The sequence below is a fragment of the Duganella phyllosphaerae genome (assembly GCF_001758785.1).
Classification (GTDB): domain Bacteria; phylum Pseudomonadota; class Gammaproteobacteria; order Burkholderiales; family Burkholderiaceae_D; genus Rugamonas; species Rugamonas phyllosphaerae.
On record NZ_LROM01000035.1, the window covers coordinates 1 to 10,911 of the forward strand.

At 66.2% G+C, this 10,911-nt stretch carries 8 protein-coding genes; 1 reads left to right on the plus strand and 7 read right to left on the minus strand.

Translation table 11 applies throughout. The features are described from left to right. From DUPY_RS02330 to DUPY_RS02345, 4 genes are all read right to left on the minus strand, one after another. On the minus strand, positions 1 to 779 hold a 779-nt coding region (locus DUPY_RS02330), incomplete at its 3' end, for an acyl-CoA reductase (protein ID WP_275531531.1). After that, positions 776 to 1,903 carry a LuxE/PaaK family acyltransferase gene (locus DUPY_RS02335; RefSeq protein WP_070246088.1) on the minus strand — a complete coding sequence of 376 codons (1,128 nt, stop codon included), beginning with the start codon at positions 1,901 to 1,903 and terminating at the stop codon, positions 776 to 778. The genes DUPY_RS02330 and DUPY_RS02335, both read right to left, overlap by 4 nt. Next, positions 1,900 to 3,309 carry an AMP-binding protein gene (locus DUPY_RS02340; RefSeq protein WP_084640504.1) on the minus strand — a complete coding sequence of 470 codons (1,410 nt, stop codon included), beginning with the start codon at positions 3,307 to 3,309 and terminating at the stop codon, positions 1,900 to 1,902. The genes DUPY_RS02335 and DUPY_RS02340 overlap by 4 nt, the downstream gene beginning before the upstream one ends. After that, complete coding sequence (locus tag DUPY_RS02345; RefSeq protein ID WP_070246089.1) at positions 3,306 to 4,094, minus strand: SDR family NAD(P)-dependent oxidoreductase; 789 nt, start codon at positions 4,092 to 4,094, stop codon at positions 3,306 to 3,308. Before DUPY_RS02345 ends, DUPY_RS02340 begins: the two co-directional genes overlap by 4 nt. A 116-nt stretch (positions 4,095 to 4,210) precedes the next feature. Here DUPY_RS02345 and DUPY_RS02350 point away from each other — a divergent pair, with 116 nt between their 5' ends. Continuing rightward, complete coding sequence (locus DUPY_RS02350) at positions 4,211 to 4,450, plus strand: acyl carrier protein (RefSeq protein ID WP_070246090.1); 240 nt, start codon at positions 4,211 to 4,213, stop codon at positions 4,448 to 4,450. Positions 4,451 to 4,472: 22 nt separating this feature from the next. On the opposite strand, the gene DUPY_RS02355 is transcribed toward DUPY_RS02350, so the two are convergent. The 3 genes from DUPY_RS02355 to DUPY_RS02365 form a co-directional block, all read right to left on the minus strand. After that, positions 4,473 to 5,828 (minus strand): HlyD family type I secretion periplasmic adaptor subunit, encoded by a 1,356-nt coding sequence (locus DUPY_RS02355; protein WP_070246091.1) that lies wholly within the window; start codon positions 5,826 to 5,828, stop codon positions 4,473 to 4,475. After that, positions 5,801 to 7,951 carry a peptidase domain-containing ABC transporter gene (locus DUPY_RS02360; RefSeq protein ID WP_070246092.1) on the minus strand — a complete coding sequence of 717 codons (2,151 nt, stop codon included), beginning with the start codon at positions 7,949 to 7,951 and terminating at the stop codon, positions 5,801 to 5,803. Before DUPY_RS02360 ends, DUPY_RS02355 begins: the two co-directional genes overlap by 28 nt. Positions 7,952 to 8,160: 209 nt before the next feature. After that, the coding region (locus tag DUPY_RS02365; RefSeq protein WP_371851726.1) for a beta strand repeat-containing protein at positions 8,161 to 10,911 on the minus strand (2,751 nt) is incomplete at its 5' end.

Sequence of the window (10,911 nt, forward strand, 5' to 3'; positions counted from 1 at the left end):
GCGCGGCCCTCGGCGTCGCTGGGGAGCCACAACACCATGCGCGGCGAAGAGCACGCCATCTGGTCGAACCAGTAGGCGTCGTTGTAGAACGCCGTGGCCAGCGCGTCTTTCTGTTGATCGTCGCTGGCCAGCCAGCGCTGCGCATGCAGCAGCGCCAGCGAATACTTGTTGCTGAAGGCAACCTCGCTGGCGGTGGGCGCCAGCGGCACCGCGCGGATCTGTCTGACCGTGCTGTCGCCGCCCCAGATCACGCGCACGTCGCACACGGCCGACAGGCGCGCGGTGATGCGGTCGTCCGGCGCATAGCGCAGCAGCAGCGTGCGCGCAGCGATGGCCGCGTGCTCGGGCCTGGCCAGCAGGCTGCCGATGGCCTCGACCAGCACCTCGGCCTGCGGCGACGGCTTGCTCGACAGGCGGACGATGTTGCAGTTACCGCTGAGCAGGGACAGGAACCACGAATAGACGAAGATGGTATCGACATTGCCGGGCGCGATGTGGAAGGCGACGCCGCGCGGCACCAGCAGCGCGTCGCCGCGGCGGCGCTCGAGGTCTTGCCGCAGCCGCTCCAGGTTGGCCTTGCGCATCCAGTAGCCGAGCGCCACCAGTTCCGGATAGGTGCGGATGTGCGGCGAGCGCATCAGCACTGCCGACAGGCCATCGACCAGCGCCACCGCCTCGGGCGAAAACGGCGCCAGCGGCGTGGTCTGCGCCAGTTGCTCCGGCGTCGGCGCGTTGGCCAGCAGGGCCCGGTAGCCTGCTTGTTCTGCAATCACGTTCATGCTGCCTCCGCCGCGCTCGGGCGCGGGCTTTCGTGGGTGTCGCTGCAGCCGCGCACTTCAGCGCGGGCAACCCGGCCGTGCACGCGCAGCGTGTGGCCAAGCCGACCGCACGGGCAGTCGTCGACGCCGACCAGCTCGCCCACGTCCTCGGTCAGCAGGCTATGGCCCGGGTAACTGTGCGGCAGCACCGACAGCACCTGGATCAGGCCACTCTGGCCCGGTGGCAGCACCTGCCAGGTGCGGGCGTCGCGGATCAAGACGTCGGCAAATACCGGCGCGTGCAGCCGGCCGGCCTCGCACTCCATGAAGATCGAGCCGACCTGCTCGACCATGCCGTAAAAATTGTGCACGCGGTCGATATTCAGGACCTCGCCCAGCGCCTGCTTGAATTCGTCGTTGCCGACCGCCTCGTCCTGCAGCTTCTTCCAGCCGCCGCTGTGGATCAGCACGGCGTTTTCGAAACGCGGCGGATCGGGCAACGCGCGCAGCGCCTGCAGCAGGTATTTCCAGACCATGAAGGTAAAGCCGAACAGGAACACCTGCTTGCCGCGGTGGCGCTCGATGAAGGCGCGGATCGCCTCGACGTCGGGCGTCATGTCCTCGTCGCGCAGCGCGTAGGTATGGTCGCGGCCAAAGTTGGACAGGCCGAGGATGCCGGCGCCGCGCGCCGAGAACGACTGCCGGTTCTTGATCACACCGGGGTGGTCGATCACCAGCATCGGCAGGCGCGCCTTGCCGAGGAACTGCTGGACGATGCGCACCAGCGCCCTGGTCTGGGCCTGGGCGGTATCGCGGTCGAGCACGATGCGCGACACCTGCTGCGAAGTGGTGCCCGACGACGTCAGCACCTTGAATACCTGCTCCGGCGGCACCGAGCTCAGTTCGTAGCGCTTGAACAGCTGCACTGGGATGAACGGCAACTGCTCCAGCGTGTACTGGCGTCCAAGCACCTCGCCACGCGCGGTCAGCAGCTGGTCGTACGGCGCGCAATGCTGGCGGTGGTGCTCGGTCAGCGCGCTCAAGGCGGCCGCCATGCCGGCCGCCTTCTCGGCCTGCGGCACGCCATACGGCGGCATCTCGAAATAGTTGCCGTCGGCGGCTCTGCTGGTGATATCGGTGCTCATCGGGATCTCTCCGGGGTGGGCGGCGCCAGCTGCTCGAGCAGCGCCGCGTATTGCAGCTTGCCAGCCGACGACAGCGGGAATGCGTCCACCGCATTCACCCGTAGCGCCGAGTGGTGCAGACGGTACCAACCCGGCAGCAACGCCGCCAGCGCGCCGGCCTGTTCGGCGTCGCCGCGCAGCGCCACCACCATCAGGTCGTCGCGGCCGGTCACAGCCACCTCGTAGCCCTTGGCGCGCAACTGCATTTCCACTTCGTCGAGGCCGATGCGGTTGCCGAACACCTTGATGAAACGACTGCGGCGGCCGCGCACGTAGTAATAGCCGTCGGCATCGCGCTCGGCCAGGTCCCCGGTCAGCAGCACGCCGCCATTGCCATCGGGCCTGGCCAGGTCGGCCGCGCATTCGGCATAGCCGAGCATGACGTTGGTGCCACGGTAGCGCAGCTCGCCGACCACGCCGGCCGCCTCGATCACGGCGCCGTCGTCGGCCACCAGTTCCAGCGTGCCGCCGGGGATGGCGATGCCGATCGCACCCGGCTTGTCGAGCAGCCGCTCGGGCGGAACGTAGGCGATGCGGGGCGCCGCCTCGGTCTGTCCGTACATCACGATGAAGCGCTGGCCGCGCGACTGCGCCAGCGTGGCGTACCATTCGACGTGCTGCTCGGCCAGGCGGCCGCCGGCCTGCGTCATGGTGCGCAAGGTGGGCAGGTCCATGCGTTCGAAGCGCAACTGGCGCAGCAGCGTGTAGGTGGTGGGCACGCCAGCCAGGCTGGTGGCGCCGGCGGCGCGGAAAAAGTCCCAAAAGCCGCGCCCGGTCACCGGTTCGGCCGTCAGCAGCACGGCCGCGCCGCGCGCCAGGTGGCTGTTAAGTACCGACATGCCGTACGAATAATGGAAAGGCAGCGCCATGATCGGCCGCTCGTGCTCGTCAATGTCCAAATAGGTGGCGATCGACTCGGCGTTGGCCTGCAGGTTGCCCAAGCTCAGGCGCACCAGCTTGGGGGCGCCGGTGCTGCCCGAGGTGGACAGCAGCAGGGCAACATCGGGGTGGACTTCGGCGGCGATGTTGCCGCTGCGCGCCTGCCAGTTGCCGTCCGCGCCCCACACCCAGCCGATGCCGTAGTGGGCGTACAGCCGCTCGCGCAGCTCCGGCGCCAGCGCGCTGTCGATCAGCAGCGCAGGCTGGCCGCGCCGCAGCGCGCCAAGATAGCCGGCCACGGCGGCAACGCCGTTGTCGGCCTCGATCGCCACGACCGCGTTCGCAGCGTTCACCGCTGGCGGCGCGTCGGCGCGCGCGTAGACGGCGTCGGCCCGTTGCGCCAGTGCGGCGTAGCTGACCGCGTCGGCGCCGTCCAGCAGCAGCGCCGGGCGCTCGCCGTATTGTTCCAGACCGGTGGCGAAGTTCAAACCAGCATCCCCCCGTCCACGCCGATGACCTGGCCGGTGACATAGGCAGCCATCGGGCTCGCCAGGAACAGCGCCACCTGCGCCACGTCGTCGGCGCTGCCGATGCGGCCCATGACGATGGCGGCCTGTTTGGCGGCCAGCTTGTCGGCGCCGACCGACTGCGTCAGTTCGGTGTCGATCAGGCCCGGCGCGATGGCGTTGACGCGGATTTGCTGCGGCCCCAGCTCCTTGGCCAGCGAGGTGGTGATGCCGATCACGGCCGCCTTGCTGCCGGCATAGGCCGACTGCCCGGCATTGCCGCGCACGCCCATGATCGAGGTGATGTTGATGATGCTGCCGCCGCCGTTGCGCGCCATCAGGCGGCTGGCGTATTGCGCGCAGTACAGCACGCCGAAGGCATTGGTCTGGAAGGTGCGCTCGACTTGGTCGGGCGTGACCATCCCGATCAGCGCGTCCTGCATGACGCCGGCGTTGGCCACCAGCACGTCGAGGCGACGGGCCTGCTTGAACACTTGCTGGAAGGCGTCGCGCACGCTGTCGGGACGGCTGACGTCGAGCAGCACGGTGTCGATGCGGGGCTCAAGTCTGGACTCAGGTCTGGATTCATCCCCGGTCCCTTCGGCATGCAGCGTGTCGAGGATGGCCTGGCGCGCCTGCGCCAGCGCCTCGGGATCGCGGCCGGACAGGAATACATGCGCGCCTTGCCGGGCATACAGCCGGGCGGTGGCAAAACCGATGCCGCGCGCGGCGCCGGTGATCAGGGCGACCTTGTGTTGCAGAAGCATCTGTAACCTCGAAATAAGCTATAAAAACCGCGTGGACATTTTACCGCAAGCCTGTCCGCCGACTTGCCGTATGATGATGGCTGCCGTCACGGCCAGCCACTTTCATCTAGATACCTATGAACAATACAGAAAAACTCCATGCCGCCTTCGCCCAGTCGCTGCAAATCGACGCCAACCTGATCACCGACGAGATGGCCTACAACCAGCAACCGGAATGGGATTCTGTGGCCCACATGGCGCTGGTGGCGGAACTGGAAAGCGTGTTCGACATCATGCTCGACACCGACGACATCCTGGCCATGAGCTCGGTTGCCAAGGCACGCGAGATCTTGCAAAAATACGACGTCGCTTTCTAACCGCCCCAAGGCGGCGCCATGATTACGGCTCGCGAATCGACTCGTCCAGCGCCCGCGTGAGCGGGTACAGCAGGTACGACATGACGGTGCGCTCGCCCACCACGATTTCCGCCGAGACCGTCATGCCGGGCATCAGCTGCGTGCCCGGCGCCACCTTCTTGAGCGCCCCGGTGTACGGAATCCGGCTCAGGTAATAGGTATCCATGCCGCCGCCGTTCTTGTCGGCGGTGTCGCGCTTGAACGAGTCCTGGCTGACCGTGCGCACTTTCCCTTCCAGCATGCCGTGCTTCATGAAGGTGAACGCATCGACCTTGATATGGGCTGGCATGCCGGTCTTGATGAAGCCGATATCGACCGAGTCGATCTGCACTTCCGCCTCCAGCTCGGCGCCCAGGGGCACCAGGGTGAACATCTGCTCGGCCTCGCGCACCACCGACCCTACCGAGAACTTGGCAATTTCCAGCACCACGGCGTCGGCCGGCGCCACCATCTGCACCATTTTCAGGCGCTTGTCGGCCTTGGCCAGCTGCTCGTTGATGCCGTCACGGTCGCGCGTCGCCGACAGCAGGTCTTCCATCGCCTTTTGGCGCCAGCTGCGCTCGAAGGCGGCGCGCTCGGCCTGCACCGAGGCCAGCTCGCTGGCCATCTCGATGGCCTTGTTGCGCTGCATGTCCATGTCGCGCTCCACTTCCAGCCGGCGGTCGCGCGCCTGCAACAGCTGCATCTTGGCGCCGAAGTTTTCGGCCACCAGCTGCTCCTGCATGCTCTCCACTTCCCGCAGCGATTTGACGCGCTGGGCCAGCACCACCTGGTCGTGCTTGTTGGTTTCCAGGCCGGCCCGCAGGCGCGCGATGTTCTGGTCCATTTTCGATTTTTGCGCATCGTAGTTGCCGCGCCGCTCAGCCGACAGCTGCTGCTGCAGGCGGGCATCGTCGCTGCCAGCTTCGCTGCTGCCGGCCTTGCCGCCCAGTTCCGCTTTGAGGCCGGCGGTCTGGTTGTTCAGGCTGTCGAGGCGGATGCGCAGCTGGGTTTCATCGGCCGCGCTGAAGGTGGGGTCAAGCGTGGCCAGCAATTGACCCTTCTTGACCACCTGCCCCACGCGCACGTCGATGCTCTGGATGATCGACGTGTCGAGCGGCTGCACCACGATATTGGGCAGCGGGTTGACCAGGCGGCCGTGGGCGATCACGACCTTGTCGATCGGCGAGACGCTGGCCCAGATGATGAAGCCGACCAGCGTGAGCACCAGCAAGTGCAAGGTCAGTTGCACGAAGCGCGGCAGCGGGCCGCGCTCGATGGCGTCGGCGTCCGGCAGGAAGTCGATCTCGGTCTGATCCTTCTTGCGCCGGCTTAGAGGTGGCTTGTTTGCTGGTTCCATAAATGCTGGTAGGTGTCGCTACGGGTGAGCAGTTCTTCATGCCGGCCGGCGTCCACCAGGGAGCCTTGCTGCATGACCATGATTTTGTCGGCATTGACCAGCGTGGACAGGCGGTGCGAAATCATCACCACCGTGCGGCCCACCGCGATCTTCGACAAGTTTTTAATGAAGATCGCTTCCGATTCCGGGTCCAGCGCGGATGCCGCTTCGTCCAGGATCAGGATGCGCGGCCGCGCCACCAGGGTGCGTGCAATCGACAGCCGCTGCTTCTGGCCGCCCGACAGGTTCGAAGCATTCTCTTCCAGGACGGTGTCGTAGCCCTGCGGCAGGCGCTCGATGAACTCGTCGGCGCCGGCCGCCACCGCCGCCGCCACCAGTTCTTCGAAGGCGGCGTCGGGCTTGGTGACGGACAGGTTTTCGCGCACCGTGCCACGGAACAGGAAGTTCTCCTGCAATACCACGCCAATCTGGCGCCGCAGGTGCGCCAGCTCGATCTCGCGGGCGTCGATGCCGTCGAACCGCACGATGCCTTCCTGCAGCGGATACAGGCCCTGGATCAACTTGGTCAGGGTGGTCTTGCCGGAACCGGAACGGCCGACGATGCCGACCACCGTGCCCTGCTCGATGGTGAAGCTGGCCTTGTTGAGGGCCAGGTTCTGCGCGCCCGGATAGCGGAAGATCACGTTGTCGAACTTGATCTCGCCATCGAGTTGCGGGCGCAGGCCGGTGGCGCCGGCGCGTCCTTCCGGTGCGCGGTTCATCACCTCGCCCAGCATGCGCACCGACAGCGCGGTTTCCTGGTACTCGTTGATCAGGCCGACGAGCGAAATCAGCGGCTGCGTGACGCGGCCCGACAACATCTGGAACGCGATCAGGCCGCCGACGGTGAGCGTGTTATCGAACACGTCGCCGGCGCCCACCACGATCAGGGTCACCGGCAGCATCTTGCCGAGGAAGTCGGTCACCGCATTGCCGGCGATCGAAATCTGCCCGACGCGGAAGTGCATGGTGATCGCCTCGGCCGAGCGCTGGTCCCAGGTGCGGCGCTGCGACGGCTCGATGGCCAGCGCCTTGACGGTGCGCATGCCGTGGATGGTTTCCACCAGCATGCCCTGGCGCTGGCCTTCGGCCGTGTACAGCGCGTTCAGGCGGCGCTGGAAGGTGGGCACCATGGCCAGCACCACGCCGCAGATCATGGCGGCGAACAGCAGCACGATCAGGGTCAGCTTGAACGAATAGCTGAACAGGATCGGAATGAATACCAGCAGCGAGATCACGTCGAGCGCGGTGAAGAACATGCGGCCGGTGAGGAAGTTGCGGATCTTTTCCAGCTGCTGCATGTGGCGCGTGATGACACCGGCGCTGGTGGTCTCGAAAAAGTCGATCGGCAGCGACAGCAGGTGGCCGAACACGCGGCGCGTCAGGCGCATGTCGATCTTGTTGCTGGCGGCAAGCGTGAGGGTCTGGCGCAGGAAGCCGAACAAGGCGTCGAACACCAGCGCCATGGTGATGCCCACGGCCAGCACCTGCAGGGTGGTCACGCTCTGGTGGGTGAGCACCTTGTCGATCACCAGCTGGAAGAAGATGGGCGAGGCGAGCGCCAGGATCTGCATGGCGATGGCAGCGATGAAGATGTCGCGGAACGCCGCCTTCTGGCGCAGGATCTCGGGAATGAACCAGCGCAGGCCGAATGGCTGGTGCGGGTCGGTAAATTTGTGTTCGCGCTTGATGAACAGCACGTCGCCGCGCCAGCGCTGCTCGAACTCGGCGCGCGCGACCATGATCACGGTGGCGTTGGCCAGCGCCGGGTTCAGTACCGCCACGTGGTCGGGCGCGCCGTCCTCGCCCGGCTTGACGCCGACGATGATGACCATGTTGCCGCTGACCAGGCGCGCCATCAGCGGAAACACGCCGCCCTGCGCCAGCAGGCGCGACCAGGTCAGCTTGTCGGCCTTGGCTTTCAGGCCGATCTCGGACGCCATGCGCAACAGCACGCCGTTGCCCGGTTCTTCCGCGCGCAGCGCGTACTCGTCGATCAGGCGTTCGGGATTGATTTGCAGGCCGTGATGCTGCGCGATCGCCGTCAGGCACTGTACCGCGGTATGGGGAAATTTATCTTGCATAGGGCCTGGTGGGAAAGGAAACCGGCGTGGTGCCGATCATGGAATTTTACCCCGCCAAGGTGTTGCCTCGGGGATTTTGTTGTTTGCAAGCACAGGTGGTTTTACATTTCTATTCGGCAGATGAAAGCGCTGCGCGGGCCGAAAAAAAACGGCAAGACCCGCAGGTCTTGCCGCTTTCACGGTACTACCGGTTCAGCTTACGTCATCGCTTACTTGGCAGCCAGGATGCCCTGGGTATGGCCGCCTTGCAGTGCCTTGAGGCGCAGCGAGTCGTCGGTGCCCGCCTGATGCGTCGAAGCGGTCAGCTTGTTCTCGAAGTTGCCGATGGCGCTGGCCATGGCGGCAACCGAGGCGTTCACGCCCGATGGCAGTTCCAGCTTGCCCGTGTTGGCGGTGCTGGTGGCTGCCGCGCCAAAGCTCGACAGCGCGTTCGACAGGCTGCTGACCGACGAGGTCAGGCTGCTGCCCGACTTGCTGCTGTCCTGGAACCAGACGTCCGCTGCCTGGTGCACAGCGCCGTCGGTGGTTTCGAAGGTCGAGACCATGCCGATCAGGTTGCCGTTATCGACGATCGAGGTTTTCTGCACGTCGAGGTTCAGCTTGGCGATGTTGAGGTCGGCCAGCGACTTCAGTTCCTCGCCCTGGCTGACGCCGTCGGCATTGCCGTCCACCCACACGCGCAGGTTGTTGAACTGTGCATCCTTGGCGTCGATCACGCTGTCGCCGTTGGAGTCGAGTTCTGCCAGCGCCTGGTAGCCGTTGGCCGCTTTCTGGCCGTTGGCCAGCGTGGTGCCTTCGCCGAACAGTTCGCTACCGTTGTTGATCACGCCATCGCCATTGCGGTCCAGGACCAGCAGGCCGTCGCCGCCACCCACCCAACCGACGTTGGATTTGTTGCCGGTGGCCAGCAGGTCGAACTGCACGCCGGCCGACAGGTTCAGGGTGTTGATGCCGTTGCCGTTCAAATCGAGCACCAGTGGGCTCGACAGTGGCATTGCCGCTTGCTGGTCGGCGGTGATCGCCGCTTTCAGCGTGGTATTGGCGTACAGCGCATCGACCTGGGCCATGGTCAGCGACTTGATCTGGTCGGTGGACAGGGTTACGAACTGGTCGGTGGTCAGCTTGGTGAACTGCTGCGTGGTCAGCGCTGCCAGCGACGCGGTTTTCAGCGCAGCGATGTCGGCCGTCTCCAGGGCAGCGATGCTGCTGGTGGACAGCGCGCGCAGCTGGGTGCTGGTGAGCGCGTTGATCTGGTCGCTCGACAGCGCCACCGCTTGCGCAGTGGTCAGGCCGGCAGCCAGGGCGGCGGTGCTCAGGCTGGCGATCTGGGTCGTGGACAGCGCGGCCAGCTGGTCGGTGGTGATGGCGGCGAGCTGGTTGGTGCGCAGGGCGGCAACCGCTTCCGTTTTCAGCGCGTTCAGGTCTTGCGTTTCGAGTGCAGCGACACTGGTCGTGCTCAGCGACGATACCTGGACCGAGCTCAGCGCAGCGGCCTGGCTGGTGCTCAGCGCAACGACCTGGTCGGTCGTCAGGCCGCCGGCCATTTGCGCCGTGGTCAGCGCGCCCAGCGACGTGGTCGTCAGGCTGCCGATCTGGTCGGTGGTCAGTGCACGCAGCTGGGTGGTGGTCAGCGCGGCGATCGACGACGATTTCAGCGCATTCAGGTCAGCCGTTTCCAGCGCGGCAACCGAGGCGGTGGACAGCGCAGCCACTTGCATCGTGCCCAGTGCACCGGCCTGGGCCGTGGTCAGCGCCACGACCTGGTCGGTGGTCAGCGCGCGGATGCCGGCCGTGGTGAACGCTGCCAGCTGGGTGCTGGAGAGCGTTGCGATCTGGTCGGTGGTCAGTGCGGCGATCTGGTTCGATTTCAGGGCGGCGATGCCGGCGGTGGTGATGCCGGCCAGGTCGGCCAGCTCGATCGCCACCAGGTTGCTGGTCGACAGCGCACCAACTTGCGCGGTGGTCAGGCCGGCGATCTGGTTCGACGACAGCGCGACGATCTGGTCGGAGGTCAGGCCGTTGGCGACGTTGGCCGTGGACAGGGCCGACAACGACGCGGTGGTCAGCGCCTGCACCTGGGCGGTGGTGATTGCCGCCACTTGCGACGAGGTCAGACCGGCGAACGCGGCGGTTTTCAGCGCAGCCATGTCAGCCGTTTCCAGCGCGACGATGGCGTCGGTGGTCAGGGCCGCGACTTGCTGGGTGGTCAGCGCGTTGGCGGCGGTGGTGGAGAGCGCCACGATCTGGTCGGTGGTCAGCGCACGCACCTGGTTGGTGGTCAGCGCGGCCAGGCTGGCGGTTTTCAGCGCAGCGAAGTCGGACGTTTCCAGCGCGACGATGGCGTTGGTGGACAAGGCAGCAACTTGCTGGCTGGTCAACGCGCCGGCCTGGGTCGTGGTCAGCGCCACGATCTGGTCGGTGGTCAGCGCGGCAGCGCCGGCCGTGGTCAAGGCAGCCACCTGGCCGGCCGACAGCGCGACCAGCTGTTCGGTGGTCAGCGCGGCAACCTGTACCGTGCGCAGCGCGGCGATGTCGCCGGTGGACAGGCCAGCCAGGTCGGCTATTTCGATAGCCACCAGGCCACTGGTCGACAGTGCGGCCACTTGCGCGGTGGTCAGGCCGGCGACCTGGTTCGACGACAACGCGACGATCTGGTCGGTGGTCAGGCCGTTGGCGATGTTGGCGGTCGAGATGGCCGACAGCGACGCGGTGGTCAGCGCCTGCACCTGGGCGGTGGTGATTGCTGCCACTTGCGTCGAGGTCAGGCCGGCAAACGCGGCGGTTTTCAGCGCAGCCATGTCAGCCGTTTCCAGCGCGACGATGGCGTCGGTGGTCAGGGCAGCGACTTGCGCGGTGGTCAGCGCGTTGGCGGCGGTGGTGGAGAGCGCCACCACCTGGTCGGTGGTCAACGCACGCACCTGGTTGGTGGTCAGCGCGGCCAGGCTGGCGGTTTTCAGCGC

Excerpts from the sequence above, each read along its gene's own strand:
- DUPY_RS02335 (WP_070246088.1), bottom strand. The coding sequence starts at position 1,903 with ATGAGCACCGATATCACCAGCAGAGCCGCCGACGGCAACTATTTCGAG.
- DUPY_RS02345 (WP_070246089.1), bottom strand. The coding sequence starts at position 4,094 with ATGCTTCTGCAACACAAGGTCGCCCTGATCACCGGCGCCGCGCGCGGC.
- DUPY_RS02350 (WP_070246090.1), top strand. The coding sequence starts at position 4,211 with ATGAACAATACAGAAAAACTCCATGCCGCCTTCGCCCAGTCGCTGCAA.
- DUPY_RS02355 (WP_070246091.1), bottom strand. The coding sequence starts at position 5,828 with ATGGAACCAGCAAACAAGCCACCTCTAAGCCGGCGCAAGAAGGATCAG.
- DUPY_RS02360 (WP_070246092.1), bottom strand. The coding sequence starts at position 7,951 with ATGCAAGATAAATTTCCCCATACCGCGGTACAGTGCCTGACGGCGATC.